The 18,467-nt window shown below is 60.1% G+C and carries 21 protein-coding genes; 11 read left to right on the forward strand and 10 right to left on the reverse strand.

The window, feature by feature from the left end; all coding sequences use genetic code 11:
* Positions 1–3: 3 nt before the first annotated feature.
* Positions 4–711, reverse strand: coding sequence for a dolichyl-phosphate beta-glucosyltransferase (locus tag J2741_RS10530; protein WP_209675208.1), 708 nt, complete (start codon positions 709–711; stop codon positions 4–6).
* A 123-nt stretch (positions 712–834) separates the two neighbouring features.
* Complete coding sequence (locus tag J2741_RS10535; protein WP_209675209.1) at positions 835–1,065, reverse strand: hypothetical protein; 231 nt, start codon at positions 1,063–1,065, stop codon at positions 835–837.
* Positions 1,066–1,146: 81 nt separating this feature from the next.
* On the opposite strand from J2741_RS10535, the gene J2741_RS10540 reads away from it, so the two are divergent.
* From J2741_RS10540 to J2741_RS10570, 7 genes are all read left to right on the forward strand, one after another.
* A complete protein-coding gene (locus tag J2741_RS10540; RefSeq protein WP_209675210.1) occupies positions 1,147–1,566 on the forward strand; it encodes a PaaI family thioesterase in 420 nt (139 codons plus the stop codon).
* Between the two features lie 150 nt (positions 1,567–1,716).
* Positions 1,717–3,297 (forward strand): CTP synthase, encoded by a 1,581-nt coding sequence (locus J2741_RS10545; RefSeq protein ID WP_209675211.1) that lies wholly within the window; start codon positions 1,717–1,719, stop codon positions 3,295–3,297.
* An 8-nt stretch (positions 3,298–3,305) separates the two neighbouring features.
* Positions 3,306–4,223: a glutamine-hydrolyzing GMP synthase gene (gene guaA, locus J2741_RS10550; protein WP_209675212.1), complete on the forward strand. Its 918-nt coding sequence runs from the start codon at positions 3,306–3,308 to the stop codon at positions 4,221–4,223.
* 19 nt (positions 4,224–4,242) lie between these two features.
* Positions 4,243–5,373 carry an aspartate aminotransferase family protein gene (locus J2741_RS10555; RefSeq protein WP_209675213.1) on the forward strand — a complete coding sequence of 377 codons (1,131 nt, stop codon included), beginning with the start codon at positions 4,243–4,245 and terminating at the stop codon, positions 5,371–5,373.
* Complete coding sequence (locus tag J2741_RS10560) at positions 5,357–6,412, forward strand: pyridoxal phosphate-dependent aminotransferase (RefSeq protein WP_209675214.1); 1,056 nt, start codon at positions 5,357–5,359, stop codon at positions 6,410–6,412. The genes J2741_RS10555 and J2741_RS10560 overlap by 17 nt, the downstream gene beginning before the upstream one ends.
* Complete coding sequence (locus tag J2741_RS10565; RefSeq protein ID WP_209675215.1) at positions 6,409–6,915, forward strand: adenylate kinase family protein; 507 nt, start codon at positions 6,409–6,411, stop codon at positions 6,913–6,915. Before J2741_RS10560 ends, J2741_RS10565 begins: the two co-directional genes overlap by 4 nt.
* A gap of 22 nt (positions 6,916–6,937) precedes the next feature.
* Positions 6,938–7,552 (forward strand): CDP-alcohol phosphatidyltransferase family protein, encoded by a 615-nt coding sequence (locus J2741_RS10570; protein WP_209675216.1) that lies wholly within the window; start codon positions 6,938–6,940, stop codon positions 7,550–7,552.
* 222 nt (positions 7,553–7,774) lie between these two features.
* Here J2741_RS10570 and fen read toward each other — a convergent pair whose 3' ends face one another.
* Both fen and J2741_RS10580 read right to left on the reverse strand, forming a co-directional pair.
* Positions 7,775–8,776, reverse strand: a complete 1,002-nt coding sequence (fen, locus tag J2741_RS10575; RefSeq protein WP_209675217.1) for a flap endonuclease-1 — start codon at positions 8,774–8,776, stop codon at positions 7,775–7,777.
* A gap of 19 nt (positions 8,777–8,795) precedes the next feature.
* Positions 8,796–9,110 (reverse strand): hypothetical protein, encoded by a 315-nt coding sequence (locus tag J2741_RS10580; RefSeq protein WP_209675218.1) that lies wholly within the window; start codon positions 9,108–9,110, stop codon positions 8,796–8,798.
* Between the two features lie 56 nt (positions 9,111–9,166).
* On the opposite strand from J2741_RS10580, the gene J2741_RS10585 reads away from it, so the two are divergent.
* Positions 9,167–10,051 carry a presenilin family intramembrane aspartyl protease PSH gene (locus J2741_RS10585; RefSeq protein WP_209675219.1) on the forward strand — a complete coding sequence of 295 codons (885 nt, stop codon included), beginning with the start codon at positions 9,167–9,169 and terminating at the stop codon, positions 10,049–10,051.
* Positions 10,052–10,151: 100 nt separating this feature from the next.
* Here J2741_RS10585 and J2741_RS10590 read toward each other — a convergent pair whose 3' ends face one another.
* Positions 10,152–11,111 carry an NOG1 family protein gene (locus J2741_RS10590; protein WP_209675220.1) on the reverse strand — a complete coding sequence of 320 codons (960 nt, stop codon included), beginning with the start codon at positions 11,109–11,111 and terminating at the stop codon, positions 10,152–10,154.
* Between the two features lie 47 nt (positions 11,112–11,158).
* On the opposite strand from J2741_RS10590, the gene J2741_RS10595 reads away from it, so the two are divergent.
* From J2741_RS10595 to J2741_RS10605, 3 genes are all read left to right on the forward strand, one after another.
* Positions 11,159–12,037 (forward strand): CBS domain-containing protein, encoded by an 879-nt coding sequence (locus J2741_RS10595; protein WP_209675221.1) that lies wholly within the window; start codon positions 11,159–11,161, stop codon positions 12,035–12,037.
* Positions 12,038–12,224: 187 nt separating this feature from the next.
* On the forward strand, positions 12,225–12,434 hold the full coding sequence (locus J2741_RS10600; RefSeq protein ID WP_209675222.1) for a histone family protein: 210 nt from the start codon (positions 12,225–12,227) through the stop codon (positions 12,432–12,434).
* 77 nt (positions 12,435–12,511) lie between these two features.
* The gene (locus tag J2741_RS10605) at positions 12,512–12,763 is read left to right on the forward strand and encodes a PRC-barrel domain-containing protein (RefSeq protein WP_209675223.1); all 252 of its coding nucleotides are present in this window, start codon (positions 12,512–12,514) and stop codon (positions 12,761–12,763) included.
* On the opposite strand, the gene J2741_RS10610 is transcribed toward J2741_RS10605, so the two are convergent.
* The 5 genes from J2741_RS10610 to J2741_RS10630 all read right to left on the reverse strand — a co-directional run bounded on the left by J2741_RS10610 (position 12,729) and on the right by J2741_RS10630 (position 18,255).
* A complete protein-coding gene (locus J2741_RS10610; protein WP_209675224.1) occupies positions 12,729–13,442 on the reverse strand; it encodes a phosphoglycolate phosphatase in 714 nt (237 codons plus the stop codon). The genes J2741_RS10605 and J2741_RS10610 overlap by 35 nt on opposite strands.
* Positions 13,436–14,410 carry a DNA repair and recombination protein RadA gene (radA, locus tag J2741_RS10615; protein WP_209675225.1) on the reverse strand — a complete coding sequence of 325 codons (975 nt, stop codon included), beginning with the start codon at positions 14,408–14,410 and terminating at the stop codon, positions 13,436–13,438. The genes J2741_RS10610 and radA overlap by 7 nt, the downstream gene beginning before the upstream one ends.
* Before the next feature lie 83 nt (positions 14,411–14,493).
* Entirely contained in the window at positions 14,494–15,804 is a 1,311-nt protein-coding gene (locus J2741_RS10620) for an OB-fold nucleic acid binding domain-containing protein (protein ID WP_209675226.1), read from the reverse strand.
* A gap of 13 nt (positions 15,805–15,817) precedes the next feature.
* Entirely contained in the window at positions 15,818–17,110 is a 1,293-nt protein-coding gene (lysA, locus tag J2741_RS10625) for a diaminopimelate decarboxylase (RefSeq protein ID WP_209675227.1), read from the reverse strand.
* Positions 17,107–18,255 (reverse strand): LL-diaminopimelate aminotransferase, encoded by a 1,149-nt coding sequence (locus J2741_RS10630; RefSeq protein ID WP_209675228.1) that lies wholly within the window; start codon positions 18,253–18,255, stop codon positions 17,107–17,109. The genes lysA and J2741_RS10630 overlap by 4 nt, the downstream gene beginning before the upstream one ends.
* Between the last annotated feature and the right edge of the window lie 212 nt (positions 18,256–18,467).

An 18,467-nucleotide genomic window follows, 5' to 3' on the forward strand; every position in this document is an offset into this window, starting at 1 on the left:
TCGTCACCCCTTCCACCGGAGGCGCATCAGGGCGGTGAACATTCCGAAGCCTTCCCCGCCCCGGAGCCGGGACTCGTCCCTGTTCGTCCATGTTATGGGACATTCCCGGACCCTGTATCCCGCCGATTCGAGCCTCCATAAGAGCTCCACATCGAACTCAAATCCCGTGGAGGTCATTTTTTCCAGTACAGCATCTATTGCCTCTTTTTTAAACACTTTTGCCCCGCACTGGGTGTCCCTGAAGGAGAGGCCGAAGAGCGCCCGGATAAGGAGGTTGAAAATGCGGCTCTGGACTTTCCTTGAAAATCCCTGGGGGACGGTGATCACCGAGTCGGGGAGCCAGCGCGAACCGATCACCCCGTCCGCGTGGTCGAGACCGTCCAAGAGCCGGGTCATCTGTTCGATCGAAGTGGAGCCGTCGGCGTCCATGTACCCTACTCGGGGGGTTCCGGCGAGTGTAAAACCCTCTTTAATCGCCCCGCCTTTCCCCAGCCGGTGGTCGTACCGGCAGGCGCTGATCCGCACACCGGGGTTTTCGGAAGCGAAACGCTTCACCAGGTCGGGGGTGCCGTCGTTTCCGTCACAGATCACCAGGAAGATTCCCGGGAAGCCTGCGAGGCTCCCGAGGAGCGGGCCGATCCGTCGCTCCTCGTTGTACGCCGGGATAATAATGGTATAATCGCCTGCCGGCTCGTGGGGTGTCGGGTTCATGATCGGTCCAATTCACCGGTCGCCGACCGGTCGAAGGGTGTCCAGGCACCGGGCGATGGTCTCGTGGGAGACTGCAGCCCGGCCGGTTATATCATAAGATTATGGGGAGATTTTGCCAATAACTTATTCGTGTCCGGTGAGGTGGGCCCGGAGGGTGGTGTCGGGATTGCAGCGCTCGGCGATGGAGAGCGCGATCTCCCGGATCCGGTTGTGGTCAGCGAGGCAGGATGCGGGCGGGGGAGACTTCCGGAGGATCGCGGAGGTGTTCTCCGTGATCTGGATGAGTTCGGTGGCGATGACCGCATTGAGCCAGACCAGGTCTTTTAACAGGGATTCCGTCTCTTCGTGATTCATGCGGCATAAGGGTCTTCCCGGATCGTCATAAGCGTGAGCCCGGGGAAAGATTATCCTCCGGGGGGCGAAAACTACACAGGCATGAATTATCTGGAGAAAATAAGGCAGTCCGGGAGAGATGCGAACCCTTTTTTCCGCCTTATGGACATCGAGATCGGGGACGTCTGCGAGGGGAATGCCGAGATATCCATGAAGGTCCGGCCCGACATGTTGAACGGGGAGGACTGGCTCCAGGGAGGCCTCTTTACCGCGCTTGCCGACGAAGCCATGGTGCTGGCCATCTACTCCCTGCTCGCTCCCGGTGAACAGATCGCGACGATCTCCGAGACCACGACCTTCATCGCAGGTGCGAGGGCGGGAGACCTCCTGGTGGCGTCCGGCAGGGTGATCAGGAAGGGGAAGAGGGTCGCCTTTGCCGAGGGCGATGTCCGTCATGCAGAGGGTGGGAACGTGATCCTTTCCCGAAGTTCCGCGGCTTTTGCAGTCCTGAAACAGCGATAGCGGTGTGCAAGCGCTCCTGGACGCATCTGACGACCGCAGCCCCGGGGAGAGGTTACGCCGGCACTCCACATACCGCTGGAATACAACTATCTTCTTTTATTTCCCAGTAGTACTGTCATCTGAACCGATTATGCGGGAAGTGGGAATACTGTGAAATATATATTTATCACCGGGGGAGTGATGAGCGGCCTTGGAAAAGGGATCACGGCGGCATCGGTGGGGCGGATTCTGAAGAACCGGGGGTACGAGGTGACCGCGGTGAAGATCGACCCCTACCTGAATATCGATGCCGGGACCATGAACCCGGCGCAGCACGGTGAGGTGTTCGTACTCGCGGACGGAAGCGAAGTCGACCTCGATCTCGGAAATTACGAACGATTCCTGGATATAGAGCTCTCCGCGTCTCACAACATCACTACCGGGAAGGTCTATCGCAGCGTGATCGAGAAGGAGCGCCGCGGTGACTACCTTGGCGAGACGGTGCAGATAATCCCCCACATCACCGAGGAGATCAAGAGCTGCATCCGCGGTGCCGCGGGAGAGGACGGTGCGGCGAACGGGAAGGCGGACATCTGCCTGGTGGAGGTCGGAGGGACCGTGGGAGACATCGAGAGCATGCCCTTCCTCGAGGCCGTGCGCCAGATGAGGGGGGAACTGCTCCCCACGGAGACCGTACTGCTCCACGTTACCCTGATCCCCGAGGATACTATGGGCGATTTAAAAACCAAACCCACCCAGCATTCGGTCAAGACCCTGCGTGAACTTGGGCTCCATGCGGATATCATCGTCGGGAGGAGCGAGCGCCCCATCGGCACCCACACCAAGCGGAAGATCTCCCAGTTCTGCGATCTTCCCCAGCAGGGAGTGATCAGCGCGGCCACCGTTCCCGACATCTACCAGGTGCCTATGGAGATGGAAAAGGAAGGTCTTCCGGACGTCCTTTCCAGGCACCTCGGCCTCGAGAAGAGAGAGGTCTCCGGAGACTGGTACCACGTCGTGACCAGGGAATATACCAGCAGGGTCAGCGTGGGGATCGTGAGCAAATACGGGATAGAGGACGTCTACCTCTCCATCAAGGAGGCCTTAAAACACGCCGGGCGGGCCCTGTCCACCGAGGTGAAGATCACCTGGCTCGACGCGGAACGGTGCGAAGAGAACCAGCTGCGCGAGTTCAACGGGATACTCGTGCCCGGAGGATTCGGCAAGAGAGGGATCGAGGGGAAGATAGACGCGATAAGGACTGCCAGGACGAGGAACATCCCGTTCCTCGGGCTGTGCCTGGGGTTCCAGCTCGCGGTGGTGGAATATTCGCGGCATGTCATCGGCTGGGAAGATGCGACGAGTGCCGAGTTCGGCGATGGCAGGCATGTGATCGCCATCCTCCCGGAGCAGGAGTCGGTCACGGACCTCGGGGGGACAATGAGGCTTGGTAATTACCCGGTCACCATCCGCGAAGGTACTATGGCAATGGACCTTTACAAGAAGGCCGAGATCGTGGAACGTCACCGGCACCGGTACGAGGTCAACCCCCAGTATCTCGCCCAGCTGGAAAAAGCGGGGGTCGTCTTTGCCGGAGTATATAAAAACCGGATGGAGATCCTGGAACTGCCGGGCCATCCCTTCTTCATGGCAACGCAGTTCCACCCCGAATTCCGCTCCCGGCCGGCCAGGCCCTCTCCCCCGTTCCTGGGGTTCGTGGAGGCCTGCAGGGCGGATGCGGGCAGGAGGTAAGAGCAACAATGGTGAATGCACAGAAGTTTATCGCGCAGGCCACCGAGGAGATCCGGCAGGAAGCAGGAGACGAAAGGGTGGTGATCGCGCTCTCGGGCGGCGTGGACAGCTCGGTCTGCGCCGCGCTCGCGTCACACGCGATCGGCGACCGCCTTGTCCCCATCTATGTAGACACCGGCCTGATGCGCAAAGGGGAGACCGAGAGGATATCGTATCTTTTCGGTGACATGAACCTCCACGTCGCCAGGGCCGGAGACGAGTTCTTCGAGGCGCTCATGGGAGTCTGCGACCCCGAAGAGAAGAGGAAGGTGATCGGGGAGCGGTTCATCCGGGTATTCGAGCGCGAGGCCCGGAAAACCGGGGCAAAATATCTTCTCCAGGGGACCATCTACCCTGACAGGATAGAGAGCGAGGGGGGGATAAAGAGCCACCACAATGTGGGGGGGATGCCGCTCCACATGGAATTCACGAAAGTCCTCGAACCTATCAGGGATCTCTACAAGGACGAGGTACGCGAGGTGGCCGGGGCGCTCGGCCTTCCATCGGAGATCCAACACCGGATGCCTTTTCCAGGCCCGGGGCTTGCCGTCCGGGTACTCGGGGAGGTCACCCCGGAGAAGGTCGCGGTAGCCAGGGAAGCCAACCAGATCGTCGAGGAGGAGCTGATAGAGAAATACCGCCCGTGGCAGTGTTTCGCCGCGGTCCTCGGCCTCGGGACCGGGGTTAAGGGCGACAACCGGGTGCACGGCTGGATCATTGCCGTCAGGGCGGTCAACTCCCGGGACGGGATGACGGCCGACCCCCTCCACCTCCCGTACGAACTGCTGGAACGGATCTCCTCCCGGATCACCTCCGAGATCCCCAGCGTCGCCAGGGTGGTCTACGACATCACCTCCAAGCCTCCCGCCACGATCGAATACGAATAACACAATCATCAGGTGAATAATGGAAATTAGCAACTCATACCGGGAACTGGATGCCCGGTACTATATGCCCGCATTCTCCCGGGAGATCATGCTCACCCGGGGGCTCGGGTCGAAAGTCTGGGACGCCGACGGGAACGAGTATATCGACTGCGTGGCAGGGATCGCGGTCTGCAGCACCGGGCACTGCCACCCCCGCGTGGTCAGGGCAATCTGCGACCAGGCCCGGGAACTGATCCACTGCTCGAACCTCTACTACGTCCCGCACCAGGGAGAACTGGCAAAGGTCCTGGTGGAGATTACCGGGATGCACAAGGCATTCTTCTCCAATTCGGGAGCCGAAGCGATGGAAGGCGCGATCAAACTCGCGCGGATCGCCACCGGGAGGAAAGACTTCGTGGCCTTTACCCACGGGTTCCACGGAAGGACCATGGGCTCCCTCGCGGTGACCCATAAGCCGGCCATACGGGAGCCTTTCATGCCCCTCGAACCCCGTTGCACCTTCGTCGAGTACGGCGATCTCGACGGGCTCTGCAGGTCGGTGAACGACCAGACCGCCGCAGTCGTCGTGGAGCCCATCCAGGGCGAGGCCGGGGTGATAATTCCCGGAGACGACTTCCTGAAGGGTGTCAGGGAATGCTGCGACTCGCACGGTGCGCTGATGATCGTCGACGAGGTGCAGACAGGCATGGGGAGGACCGGTAAATGGCTCGCAATCCAGCATACGAACGTCAGGCCCGACCTGGTCACCCTTGCGAAAGGCATCGCGAGCGGCTTCCCCATGGGGGCGCTCGTCGCCCGGGAAGGGCTCGAGTTCAAGACGAGCCAGCACGGGAGCACCTTCGCGGGCGGCCCTCTCGCGTGCGCTGCGGCGCTCGCGACCATCGAGGTCATCCGGGAAGTCCTCCCCGGGGTTGCGGCGAAGGGGGAGCGGTTCAGGAAGGGACTTTCCGCCCACAGTCCCCGCGCCAGGGGGCTGATGATCGGCGTTCCCGTGGGTGAGAGGTGCCCCGGGGTGCAGAAGGAGTGCGCAAAGAACGGGGTCCTGGTCAACTGTGCGGCGGATGGAAACCTCCGGCTGGTCCCCCCTCTGGTCATCTCGCCGGAGGAGATCGACCAGGCGGTCGGAGTGATCAATGGAGCGCTTGGTTAGGGAGTGTTTTCGGAGCGAGGGCTATGTCTTCGCCAGAAAGGCGGAGGAGATCGCAAAAGAGCGGGGGCTTTCCCGGATTGCGAGGCTCGCGAGCAACGAGAACCCGCGCCCGCCCTCTCCCCTGGCGGTGGAGCTCGGGTGCCAGGCCCTGCAGCGCGTGAACAGGTATCCCGACGAGAAGGTCAGGTCCCTGCTCGATACCCTGGAACGCCATTACGGGGACTACCACTTCGTGACCGGGGTAGGAATGGACGGGGTCATCGAGACCGTGATCCGCACTCTCGTGGACCCCGGGGACAGGGTGGCGATCTCTGTCCCCACGTTCTCCTTCTACCGGCTCGCAGCGGTCGCCCAGGGTGCAAGAGTCGAGGAAGTCCGGAGAAATGCGGATTTTTCGGTGAACGCGGAGACTTTCGTCCGGGCCTGCAGGGGTGCGAAACTCTCGTTCCTCTGCACCCCGAACAACCCCACCGGCACCATGACTCCACCCGGAGAACTGGAAACCATCCTGGAGGGTATCGACGGGGTGCTCTTCCTGGATAACGCCTATGTGGAGTTTTCCGGGGTCGACTATCTCCCCCTGCTGGAGAAGTACGAAAACCTGATCATCGGGCGGACCATGTCCAAGGTGTATTCCCTCGCTGGGCTCCGGATAGGATACGCGTTCGTTCCCGGATGGCTCGCGCCCTTCTATACCCGGGCCGCGACCCCGTTTACCCTGAACACCGTTTCGTCCGAGACGGCCCGGGGTGCACTCCTCGACCGGACGCACGTCGAGGAGACCGTAGCCCGTGTCGCCGTCTGGCGGGAACGTTTCGTACGGGAGTGCCCTCTCCCGGTCACCTCCTCCGGAGCCAATTTCGTGATGGTGGACGTAGCACCGCACACCGGTGACCAGGCGGTGGAACTGCTCGCGGAACAGGGGGTTATAGTCCGGTCCTGCCGGAGCTTCCGCGGGCTTCCCGATCACTACGTCAGAGTGAGCATCGGCGAGGACTGGGAGAACGAACTGTTCCTCTCCGCGGTGCGAAACCTATGATGTACGGCATCACGGGCACTCCCGGAACCGGAAAGACCTCGATTGCAGGGGAACTCGAGGGCCGGGGATATCGTGTGGTCCACCTCCGGGACACGATGGACCCTTACGTGATCGAGCGGGACGTGACCCGGGATACCCTGGTGATCGACGAGGAGCGGTGGGTCGCCGGGTTTACCCCGGTGGAAGGGTTCGTCGAGGGGCAGCTCGCACACCTGCTCCCCTGCGACGAGGTGGTGGTCCTCCGCTGCCGGCCCGACGTACTCGAGAAACGGCTCACTCTCCGGAACTATACTCCTGGAAAGATCAGGGAGAACGTGGAGGCCGAGGCGCTCGACGTGATCCTGATCGAGACCCTCGAGGAGCACCATGGCAGTCACATATATGAACTGGACACGACAGATAAGGATATCCGGGAATGCGCCGATTGTATCGAACGTTTCATAAAAGGAGAACTGCCCGCCTCGTTCGGGACGATCGACTGGTCGGCGTACCTGAAACCGTAGGAAGGATCCTGCCACACCTATCATGACGCTCGACCAGTTCCGCCCCCATGTGAAGGACTATTTCAAGCCGCTGATAGCGGTCTCCCTCAAACTGGGGCTCACCCCCAATATCCTAACCGTGGGATCCTTCATCGTGGCCGGATTTGCTGGAGTCGCATATTTTTACGAGAACGTGCTGGTCGGGACCCTCATGGTCCTCTTAAACGCGGTCTTTGATTCCCTCGACGGGGCGCTCGCAAGAGCCATGAACATCCAGAGCCCGAAAGGGGACTTCCTCGACCACGTTATCGACCGGTACGCGGACATCTTCATCATCGTCGGGATCTTTGCCGGAGGCCTCGCTCCATGGCCCATCGGGGTCCTTGCGCTCACCGGGGTGCTGATGTCCTCGTACCTGGGGACGCAGTCGCAGGCGGTGGGAGTCGGGCGGAACTACGGGGGCGTGCTCGGGCGAGCGGACCGGCTCGTCCTGATCCTTGTCGCTGGGTTCCTGCAGCTCGCGTTCCCCGACCCGATATTCGGCCTCACCCTCCTCGCCTGGCTGCTCCTCGTCTTCGGGATAATGGGGCACATTACCGCACTGCAGCGTTTCATCTTCACCTGGCGGGAAATGGGGAAGGGTGGGGAGAAGAAATAAAGATTTTATAGGCGTTTTTCCACTTTGTTGACATCCTTATCCACGTGACATTCTCGGGGGCTTCCCCGCCGTCCCTGCGGCAGCCCCCGACACGATATTTCGGTAAAATTTTGTCCTTGTCCGTTCTCGCTCAATTTCAAGTACCATAAAAAAAGAGCCTGGACTTACGACAGTTCAGAATATCCAGGCTCTCACGCTCTTCTCACAGAATCGTGAAAGAGATCAGAACCAGGCATCCAGCGTCTTCTGCCCGGTCTTTGCGCCCATACCTTCCAGCGCCTTCCTAATCCGGTCCTCAGAAAAATCGAAGTCCTCGCAGAGCATGGCGACAATCCCTTCCTTATCGGGGGGCTGCCATGCAAGCTCGTAATCGTCGGTGACCGGCGGGGAGGTGAAGAATTCCATTATCGGATCATAGTCCAGTTCGGGTTGCTTCCCGGCCATCGTTGAGGCGAAATCACCTTTCTGCACGATCTTGAGGGCAGTTTTCGCCCCGATCCCTCTGACTCCTGCGTTGAAGTCCGTGCCTACCAGGATCGAGATCTGTATCAGCTGTTCCCTGGTGACGGAGAGCCCGGCGAGGACCTCCTGGAGCTGGATCCGTTCCGGGCTGATGGTGATCGTCCGGCCGCGGACCTTCCGTTTCCCGCTCACGGTCAGGTTCCGGACGAGAGCAGGTCCCCCGAAGAGGAGGGTGTCGTAGTCCTGGGAGACGACGTACCTGGCGTTCCCCGAAGCCACCATGGCCGCCGCCTGGGCCTCCCCCTCGCTCGGGGCCTGTATTATGGGGATTCCCAGCAACCCGAGAAGTTTCTTCGAGGTCTCCAGCACCTGGTCGTCGATCCTCGACGAAGAACGTGCCTGCTTGTACGCCTCCTCGATATCCCCTTTCTCGAGGGCTTCCTGCCAGCGGTCCCCCGCTTCCTGCCGCACCGATCTCCGCTGGGCGACAGTCTCGCTTTTTAGTTCCGGGGGCTTCCCGTCGAATACGTACGCGGTCCGGATTCCTTTCTCCATGAAATTTACCGTGCGGAAGAGGATCCCGGAAAGATGCGAGGTGATCCTGCCCCGGTGGTCCATCAGCGGGGTCCCGTCCGGCTGGCGGATTATCGAGAGGAACTGGTACAGGGCATTATGGGCATCCACCACCGCAACTCCCCCGAGCGATTCCCAGGTGACCGGAACCTTGTAATCGGCGATGATGTCCCGTAACGCGACGCCCATTTTGTGTGTACTCCTGGAATTACCGGTAGACCCGCCGGGAAAACTCTTCTACCACGCCGTCGATATGCGCGATCGTGCTGTCATACTTATGCGCCATCTTGGCAGATATCTCCTCCAGGTTGACCCTGATCATCCGCTCCCTGTTGATCATGTTCTGCTCGATCACCCGGATCTTCCGGTGGATCATGAGCAGGAAAAGCCCGAGCGAGAGCGCCATCAGAAATCCGGAGGTCACTACGATCAGGTCGTAATACAGCCTGGAGATGAGGACCACCGCGGAGATGACCAGCACCGCCACCAGGATAATATCTCCTGCGTACTCCCGTACATCCATGTTTTTACATGATGAACACCTATTAATTAAACTAACTCATAATCAGGGGAAATACCATGAATTTCGGGAGAATAATGCCTCTTCTTGCCATGCCGGTGATGCTGGTGATAGTCGAAGTCGGAGCGATACTGCTCTCCCTCCCGCTCATCGATGCCGGGATCGTGGTATTCGAAAACCCGGAATCGCTGGTAAATCCCCTGATTTTCATTGCCATTCTCCTGGTGTTCACCGGGCTGCTTCTCCTGCTCATCCGGTACAAGGCTGAAAAGGTGATCCAGGCCATCATCCTGATCTCCATATTTTTCACCTTTGTTTACATCTTCTCGGGAATCACGTTCGTACTGATGGGTGACACCCTTACCGGGTCGGTACTCGCACTTGCTGCTTCGATCGCAGCGACCGTGGTCCTGTACCTGTATCCCGAATGGTACGTCCTCGATACGCTCGGGCTGCTGATCGCCGCGGGCGCGGCATCGATATTCGGGATCTCCCTCGACGTGATCCCCGTTGTCCTCCTTCTCGCGGCACTCGCCGTGTACGACGCGATCTCGGTATACCGGACCAAGCACATGCTCACCCTTGCCGAAGGGGTGGTGAACCTGAAGAGTCCCATCCTCTTCATCGTTCCCAAAAAGAAGGATTACTCGTATCGGCGCGACGGACTCGATACTACCGGCGAAGGGGAGCGTAGTGCGTTTCTTATCGGAATGGGAGACCTGATCATGCCCTCCATCCTGGTGGTCTCCGCCAACGTGTATACCGCCTCGGTCCGTCTCGGGCCGATCAGCGTACCGGCACTGGGAGCCATGATCGGGTCTGTCCTGGGACTGATATTCCTGCTCTCCTACGTGATCAAGGGAAAGCCGCAGGCAGGTCTCCCACCCATCAACGGCGGGGCGATAATCGGATTTTTAATCGGTTACCTCGTCACCGTTCTGTAACCTCCAACTGTGACCGGAATCGTTCCGGCCGTTATAACTGCAAGGTCCGGCTCTTGAAACAAGGCCGGGCCGTTTAATGATCAGATCTGATAAAAAAGAATTATTCCTGGATTTCCACGCACTCTTCCGGGACCGGCTCGGGTTTGTATGCAAGGAGGGTGTCCACGACCTCGAATACCCCGTCGCCGCTCTCCGTGGACATATTGATGTACCCGTCAAAGTATCCGAGATCCGTTTTGTTCGCCACCACGATGACCGGGACGTCCACCATCTCCTCAATCTCGTGCTGCAACCGGACCTGTTCTTCCAGCGAATATCCGCAGTGCTCGCTTGGATCAAGGATATAGAGCACCACATCGGCAAGGTTCACTATCGCAGTGAGTGCCTGGCGCTCGATCGCGTTCCGGTCCGCCGCCGGGCGGTCGAGAACCCCCGGGGTGTCGATGAACTGGACGCGGTCCCGTCCCACTTCCCGGTGCCCTACGATGATCCCTTTGGTAGTGAAGGGATAGGAGGCGATCTCCGGTGAGGCGGTCGATACCATCTGGATAAACGAGGATTTCCCCACGTTGGGGTATCCCGCCACCACCACGGTGAACTCGTCGCCCACGTGGGGGAGCTTCCGGAGCACGTTCCGTACCTCGTTTAAGAACACCAGGTCCCCGTTGATCTGGTGCACTACCGATGAGAGACGTGCCACGGCCCGTTTTCTCAATATTGCCGTATCTTCAGCCTTTCTGGTCTGATATGTCAGACCCGGCCCGTGGGTTCTTGCCCACCGGGCGGCCCAGCCCACTCCTCCCAGCGCCTGCCGTATCCTGTCCATGCCCCAGAGGATCTCGACGACCTCCCTGTAGAATACAGGAAGAGTTTCAAAATCGGGAAAAGCCTGCATTATCCGGACCAGGCGGTCATGCACTGCCTGGTTGACGGACCTGACAAACTCCTCGTTGGCGCGATCTTTGTTCTGCTTCAGCCTCATCTTCGAGGCAGCCCTGCGGAAACTGACGTCCAGAATCTCGTCTGCGGTGGGAATTGTGGGGATCTTCTCGAACTCCACGAGATTTCAACCCAATCTATATATGCCCACGCATAGGATAAACCATTATGGATTTGTCCCTTATTCAGAAGGACATCCTCATCACCCTTATCACCCTTTATCACCAGCACTCCCATCCCATCAAGGGGGAGGAGATCGCCGAGGTCATCAAGCGGAACCCGGGCACGGTCAGAAACCAGATGCAGGCCTTAAAGACCATCGGGCTGGTGGACGGCATTCCAGGGCCCAAAGGGGGTTACAATCCTACCGGAAGGGCGTATAAGGAACTGAACCTGAATATCTCCGACAAGGAGTACGAAGTGCCCATCTTCCGGAACGGGGAGCAGGTACCCGGCGTCAAAGTGGTGGAGATAGCATTTATCACGCTCTGCCATCCGGACATATGCCAGGCAAGCGCGAAGATCATCGGGAGCCTGAAGATCTTCGAGATCGGTGACGCAATCACCATCGGCCCCACCCCGGTGAACAAACTTTTGGTAAGGGGAGAGGTATACGGAAAAGATGAGACAGGGTCGACACTGCTCATCTCCACATCGGAGATGATCTCCCTGCCGAAGAAGCCGATCAGGTACTACATGTCGTCACCCCTGATCACCCTGAAGAGCGGGGACACCCTGGCATTTGCCCTGCACCTGTTCAACAGCAGTCATATCCATGGTGCCCCCGTCGTGGGGGACGGGAAGATGCTCGGTATCGTGACCATGAGCGACCTCGCACGGGCGATGGAGGAGAAGAAATCCTTCGATCTTCCGGTCTCCGGGATAATGACCCAGGACGTGGTGAAAGCCTCCTCCGATGTGCAGCTCTTCGAGGTCATCCGGAGGTTCAAGGAACGCGAGATCGGGCGCCTGGTGGTGATGGACGGCGACAAACCGGTGGGGATTCTCACCCAGTCGGATATTATCAAGGTATTCCCGTCCCTCTGACCAAATCTCCAGTTTTCTTTTTTTATAACTATGCCTTCGCCCATTTCATTCTGAACCTGCTCCATGCAATGGAATTATGTGATTTTATTCAAGGGGGGAACAGTCTTTTTGTAGTTGTACCCGAATAGAAGTAGAGGTGCTCTCAACCGGCGTTCTCCGGTGGGATACCCGAAAGTGAGACATTCCCATGACCGAACTACCTATAGCCCCTGTCGGCCGCCTGATCCGGCAGACCGGTGCAGAGAGAGTAAGCTCAGATGCCGTGACGGCACTGGCGGAAATAATGGAGGAATACGGGGTAAAGGTGTCAAAAGAAGCCCAGAAACTTGCCGCTCATTCGGGCCGGAAAACCGTGACCGCCCGCGATATCCGTGAGGCCCGCGATATCCTCTCCTGATGACCTTTCCAGACTCTCCTGCGCTCTGGAACGGGTTTTAAACATCTTTAAATATTAATAATTCAACAATCTTGTTCATGTCCCGCGTACTGGCCAGAAGTCTCTCCCGGAAGAAAATTGTTACCAATGAGGGAAAGGTCATCGGAACGCTGAAAAACCTGGTGGTCGATTTCGACACCGGACAGGTGGTCGATCTCGTGGTCTACCCCGATCCCTCGTTCGATACAACCGGATACCGGGTGGAAGGCGACAGGTTGTTCGTGTCCTTTGAGGCGGTGAAGGACATCAAGGACTTCATCGTCGTTGATCGTTATCTTTCACGGAAATAGGGAAATATCTCTCGACGGCTTCGACAAACCCGTCACCATTTTTACTCTCCGTGACCATGGTCGCGGTCTCTTTTAACTCCTTTTGTGCATTGGCCACCGCGACTCCGACACCCGCGTGGGAGAGCATCTCGGCATCGTTCATGGCATCGCCCACCGCAAGGAATTCCGACGCAGGAATTCCCAGGTCCTTTGCCAGGGCGAGGAACGCTACCCCCTTGTTCATGCCTTTTTCCTGGAGGTGCAGGGCAAAGCCGGTATCAAGGACTTTCACCGGCTGTCCTTTGAGGACCGCACGTACCTCTTCGGTTGGGACGGTCTTTGCAAAGGCGACGTCGGCAAAACGATAGTTAAAACTGTACCGCTCCAGGGTGATCCCCTTTTCACGGTAATAGTGTTCCAGAGTTTCAAGTGCAGCGAGGCTTACGGACCGGTCGCCTATAACCACGGGTTCGTTCCCGAACCCGATCCGGTACACCCCGCCGTTCTCTGCGATATAATTGCCCGAGGTACCCACCATGCGGCATACCGCGTCCATAAAGCAGGCGGTATTCCCGCTGGCGAGCACCACATCGATCCCGTGGTCGACCAACACCCGGATAGTCTCGACAGCCCTGGTGTTGATCCGCCGCCGGTGATCGGTGATGGTGCCGTCCACATCCGTCAGGACTGCACTCAGCACGACTTGATACCTGCCTCCTCTACCATGAACGCGGCCTCTCCTTCGGGGAGGTTGGGGCTGTCGACCAGGCGGGCAATACGCTTTCCGCCCTTGCTCTTGCGCAGGTAGATACGGAAGGTTGCGGTGTGCCCTACGATATTTCCTCCGATTGGTTTGGTCGGGTCCCCGAAGAACACGGCAGGGTTGGACATCACCTGGTTGGTCACCAGCGCGACGGCATTGTTCTCGTCAACCAGCTTGAACAGCTCGTGCATGTGGCGGTTCAGCTTCTGCTGCCGGGTGGCGAGCGTGCCCCTTCCTGCGTACTCCGCCCTGAAATGGGCAGTGAGGGAGTCGATGATGAACAGCCTGACCGGCCGGTCGGAGTTCCGCATTTCGGCCGCACGTTCCTTGGCGCTCTCCACCATGAGCATCTGGTGGTCCGAGGTGTGGGCCCGGGCAACGTGAATATTCTGCAGGAATTCCTGTGGATCGGCATCCGGGATCTCCAGTCCGAGCACCATCTGCTCGATACGCTCGGGGCGGAAGGTATTCTCGGTGTCGATGTAGATGGCGCTGCCGGCAAGGCCCCCCTCATCCTCGGGGAGCTGCACGTTGACCGCCATCTGGTGGACGATCTGACTCTTCCCGGACCCGAACTCACCGTAGAGCTCGGTGATGGCCTGGGTCTCCATTCCTCCGCCGAGCAGGGCGTCAAGTTCGGGGACCCGTGTCCTTAATTTCCGGATCTCCTTTCTCTGCTCGAACACGTCTCTGCCGGTCTTGAACCCGCCGAGGTCGACGAGTTCGCGGGCGGCCTTGATCATCTTTTTTGCGGTCGATTCACCGATCTCCGCGGTCTCCGCCAGGTCTACGGGGGATGCGGTGGCGATACTCTCGACGGTCACGAATCCGGATTCCCTGAGTTTTTCGGCGGTCGTGGGTCCAACTCCAGGGAGATCTTCAAGCTCAAGGGGGCCTGTAGTCAATTTTTACACCTCTTTCTGTACCACACGTTTCAGGGTCTATGATATACTTGGGCGCCATGCGGGGTGAAAGTATCTGATGCGGCCTATCCTTCCGGGTACCCCGTACTCTCCAGGCGGGCGAGGAACTCCTCCGCCTGCCTGAGCACCGCGGCAGGGTCCGGCACGACCGGCTCGCACTTCGCCGGGGTAATCCTCACTCCTTCGCGTGTCCCCTCGATATGCACGTCCTGCCCGTGGGGAAGATCTCCCACGACCAGGTAGCGGGTGCTCCCGTCGTCGACGAAGGTACCGTGGCGGGTGACGATCACCGTCCCGTCGAATGAAACCGCTTCTCCGTGCTCTCCCCCGACCACCAGGAACGCACTCCCGTTCCCCACGTTGAGTTCCACCCCTCCGAACCTGCCCGCCTTGGCCCGGGCGTTATAAACCTCCACCGTCTCGCCGGCCACCACGGGGCAGGATGCCCGGTCGCCCCACAGTGCCACCCTCACCTCGCCGGTCCCGTCTTCTATGACGACATTCCGTACCTGCGACCGCCCCCCGTCCCGGGCTGCGAAGCTCCGTGCCGGGCCGACGAACCGGACCGATCCCCGTACCGAGAAGGATCCCTCCTCCGCCAGACGGTCGAGGGGAGTAAAAGACGGGGTTATCGAGTGTTCACCGGGGATGACGGTGCTGCGGTCGTCGAGGTGGTATTCCTTCCCGCTGCGGGTGTACTTCAGCTGGACCCCGGCGACGTGAACCGGGGTCCCGGCGGGGATCCCGTCGAGCAGGGCGGGGGCCCAGCAGACCAGCCGGGCGCACCCCTCTTCGTCGGCTGCCACTCCCTCCACCAGCTCCCCGGGACTCCCGTCCCTCCGCGTGAATGTCCGCGGGGGTTCCAGGGCCAGGACCAGGAGGTCGCACTCCTTCTGTTCGGGAGGCGAAAGGTGCCGTGCAACCTCCGTCGCACACTCGATCTGGCACGGTGCCTTCCGGAGGGCGAGCACGGTGATCTCTTCCGCCGGGCGGGATCCAGGTTTCGCGATCACCTCGAGCACGTCTCCCTCCTCGATCTCTTCCAGTGCGGCGGCTTTTTCGTCCCAGAGGACCGCACGCACCTGGCCGGTCTCGTCTCCCAGGATGAGGTTCGCGACAAGGCCGGGGTCCCCGTCCTGCCGGGCGAACTCCCGGGGCGGGGACTTCGTCACCACCTTACCGAAGAAACAGAGGAGGCTCGGCCCTCCCGAAAAACCGCGTATCTTGATGTGGTGCCGGCCGCAGTCCTGGACGACCAGCATGGCAGCGGCGGTCTCGTCGAGAAGATCGCCGCATTCGGTGATCTTCTCTTCCACACGGCGCTCGAACTCTTCCCTGGAGATGAGATCGTCGACCAGCGCGTAGTGGAACTGCAACGCCGCGTTCCTCCTATTTCTGCCAGTCCGGGGTCACCATGGCCGCCGCCACGTCCTCGACCGTCTCCGCCCGGCGCATAAGGGAGACCCGTTCTCCCGAGACCACCACTTCCGCACAGCGGGGTCGGCTGTTGTACTGCGAGGACATCGCAAACCCGTAGGCCCCCGTGTCCAGCACGGCGACGATATCTCCCGCGGCGAGTTCGGGGAGGAGCCGGTCCGAGGCCAGGAGGTCCCCGGTTTCGCAGATCGGGCCGGCGATGGTATATGTCTCCTTTCCCGGCGACGATGCCTTGTTCGCCACCACCACCTCGTGGTAGGCATCGTACATCACCGGGCGGACCAGCAGGTTGAACCCGGCATCGACATTGACGAAGGTACGGTGCGCCTTCTTGACGGAGTTGACCCGGGTGAGAAGTATCGACGAATCGCCCACGAGGGACCTGCCCGGCTCGACCCATAACTGGGGTGAGATGCCGAGCTCCTCCACACCGTCCCGGAAGATCGGGACCACCGCCGCTGCATAATCCGCGGGGGTGGGGGCGACCTCGGTCTCGTGCCGGTAAGGGATCCCCAGACCTCCGCCGAGGTCGATGAACTCGAGGGCGACGCCCATCCGGGTAAGTTCCCCGGCGATGCGGATCATTACCCGGCATGCCCTGGCGAACGGGTCCGTGGCCAGGATCTGGGACCCGATGTGGCAATGCACACCTACGGGTGCGATGTTCCCGCAGGCGAGCGCCTCGCGGTAGGCATCGGGAATCCGCTCATGGGCGATGCCGAACTTGCTCGTAGCAAGGCCGGTGGCGATCTTGGGGTGTGTGGGTACCTCGAGTGCAGGGTTGACCCGGAACGAGATCCGGGCGGTCTTCCCGGCTTCTCCCGCGACACGGTCGAGCTGGTGCAGCTCGTCGAGCGAGTCCACCGATACTGCCACCCCCTTCTCCACCGCCAGGGCGAGGTCCGCAATGCTCTTCGAATTTCCGTTGAAGAGCAGTTTTTCGGGGGGAATTCCAGCCCGGAGGGCAAGGACGAGTTCTCCGGACGAGAAGACGTCGGCTCCGGCTCCCGTCATGGCGAGGGTACGAAGGACCGCCAGGTTCCCGTTCGCCTTTGCCGCATAGAGGACCTGGACGTAGGGGTAATAGGCGGCGAGCGCGTCGCGGTATTCCCGGTAACGGGAGATGATCCGCTGCTCGTCGGTCACGTACAGCGGAACGCCGAACCGCTCTGCCAGGGAGACGCAGTCGTGCCTCCCAATAGTAAGGTGGCCGTCCCTGACCCCGAGGTGCGGGGGGAGGTTCATGGCGAGATCCCCCGCATCCGTTCGATTGCCTCCTGTATGCGTTCGGAGGACCGGGTGAGGGCGAACCGCACGTACCCGTCGCCACCCTTTCCGAACCCGATGCCCGGGGTAACGACGATCCCGGCCTCGTCGAGCATCCGGGCGGTAAAGCCCATGCAGTCATCGACCGCCATCCACACGTAGAATGTCGCTTTGGGGGAGGTGACCTCGTAGCCGAGTCCGGAGAGCCCTTTCACCAGGATATCACGCCGTTCCTGGTAGATCCTGCAGGCGTCCTCCACCGGCTGCTGGGGGCCGAGGAGTGCGGTGATCGCGGCGTGCTGCACCGCGTTGAAGACCCCCGAGTCCACGTTGGTCTTCACCCGCCCGAGTCCGGCCAGTATTTCCGCATTCCCGCACGCCATCCCGATCCGCCAGCCGGTCATGTTGTAGGTCTTGGAGAGGGAGTGCATCTCGATCCCCACCTCCATGGCCCCGTCGGTGGAGAGGAACGACGGCGCCCGGTACCCGTCGAACGCGATCTCGGAGTAGGCGTTGTCGTGCACCACCAGGATGTCGTTCTCCCTGGCAAAATCCACCACTTCCTCGAAGAACCCGGGGAGGGTGATCGCGGAGGTGGGGTTGTTCGGGTAGTTGATGAACATCAGGCGTGCCTTCTTCCGGACGTCCTTCGGGATCAGGTCCAGCCGGGGCAGGAAGTCGTTCTCTGCGAGGAGGGGCATCTCGTGAACCTTTCCCTCCGCGAAAAGGGTGGAGGTCTGGTATACCGGGTATCCCGGGCTCGGCGCGAGGACGTAGTCACCCGGGTTGATAAATGCCTCCGGGATATGCGCGATGCCGTCCTTTGAGCCCATGAGCGCGAGGACTTCGGATGCGGGGTTTAAATCCACCCCGAACCTCCGGCCGTACCATTCCGCCACTGCCTCGCGATAGGCAAAAAGGCCCGCATAGGAGGGGTAATGGTGGTTCTCCGGGTTCCGGGCTGCGGTACAGAGGGCATCCACGATATGCGGCGGGGTGGGAAGATCCGGGTCTCCGACACCCAGATCGATCACATCCACGCCCTGGCTGATCTTCCTGGCCTTCATCTCGTCGATGCGGGCAAAAAGATAGGGGGGCAGGTCTCCCATTCGGCGTGCGTACATGTGAATACCTATTTGGGCTGCTCACTCATTAAATTGCCACCCGGCCCCGGGGAAAATATCCGCATTCCGTGTTTTCTCATAGATTCCGGTTCATTTCAAAGATTTTTCGTACCAAATTCTTAAGTATGCGTACTCCTATCAGTTAGATGAGCGGTTCCGGATGAGGAGCGGGCGCGGAAGCACAGGCGTGCCGGGCCCGGCAAGTCCTGCGA

It is taken from the genome of Methanolinea mesophila (genome assembly GCF_017873855.1).
In the GTDB taxonomy this organism is placed as follows: domain Archaea; phylum Halobacteriota; class Methanomicrobia; order Methanomicrobiales; family Methanospirillaceae; genus Methanolinea_B; species Methanolinea_B mesophila.

Coding starts and splice junctions, on each gene's coding strand:
- J2741_RS10530 (WP_209675208.1), bottom strand. CDS start 711: ATGAACCCGACACCCCACGAGCCGGCAGGCGATTATACCATTATTATC.
- J2741_RS10535 (WP_209675209.1), bottom strand. CDS start 1,065: ATGAATCACGAAGAGACGGAATCCCTGTTAAAAGACCTGGTCTGGCTC.
- J2741_RS10540 (WP_209675210.1), top strand. CDS start 1,147: ATGAATTATCTGGAGAAAATAAGGCAGTCCGGGAGAGATGCGAACCCT.
- guaA (WP_209675212.1), top strand. CDS start 3,306: ATGGTGAATGCACAGAAGTTTATCGCGCAGGCCACCGAGGAGATCCGG.
- J2741_RS10555 (WP_209675213.1), top strand. CDS start 4,243: ATGGAAATTAGCAACTCATACCGGGAACTGGATGCCCGGTACTATATG.
- J2741_RS10560 (WP_209675214.1), top strand. CDS start 5,357: ATGGAGCGCTTGGTTAGGGAGTGTTTTCGGAGCGAGGGCTATGTCTTC.
- J2741_RS10565 (WP_209675215.1), top strand. CDS start 6,409: ATGATGTACGGCATCACGGGCACTCCCGGAACCGGAAAGACCTCGATT.
- J2741_RS10570 (WP_209675216.1), top strand. CDS start 6,938: ATGACGCTCGACCAGTTCCGCCCCCATGTGAAGGACTATTTCAAGCCG.
- fen (WP_209675217.1), bottom strand. CDS start 8,776: ATGGGCGTCGCGTTACGGGACATCATCGCCGATTACAAGGTTCCGGTC.
- J2741_RS10580 (WP_209675218.1), bottom strand. CDS start 9,110: ATGGATGTACGGGAGTACGCAGGAGATATTATCCTGGTGGCGGTGCTG.
- J2741_RS10585 (WP_209675219.1), top strand. CDS start 9,167: ATGAATTTCGGGAGAATAATGCCTCTTCTTGCCATGCCGGTGATGCTG.
- J2741_RS10595 (WP_209675221.1), top strand. CDS start 11,159: ATGGATTTGTCCCTTATTCAGAAGGACATCCTCATCACCCTTATCACC.
- J2741_RS10600 (WP_209675222.1), top strand. CDS start 12,225: ATGACCGAACTACCTATAGCCCCTGTCGGCCGCCTGATCCGGCAGACC.
- J2741_RS10605 (WP_209675223.1), top strand. CDS start 12,512: ATGTCCCGCGTACTGGCCAGAAGTCTCTCCCGGAAGAAAATTGTTACC.
- lysA (WP_209675227.1), bottom strand. CDS start 17,110: ATGAACCTCCCCCCGCACCTCGGGGTCAGGGACGGCCACCTTACTATT.
- J2741_RS10630 (WP_209675228.1), bottom strand. CDS start 18,255: ATGTACGCACGCCGAATGGGAGACCTGCCCCCCTATCTTTTTGCCCGC.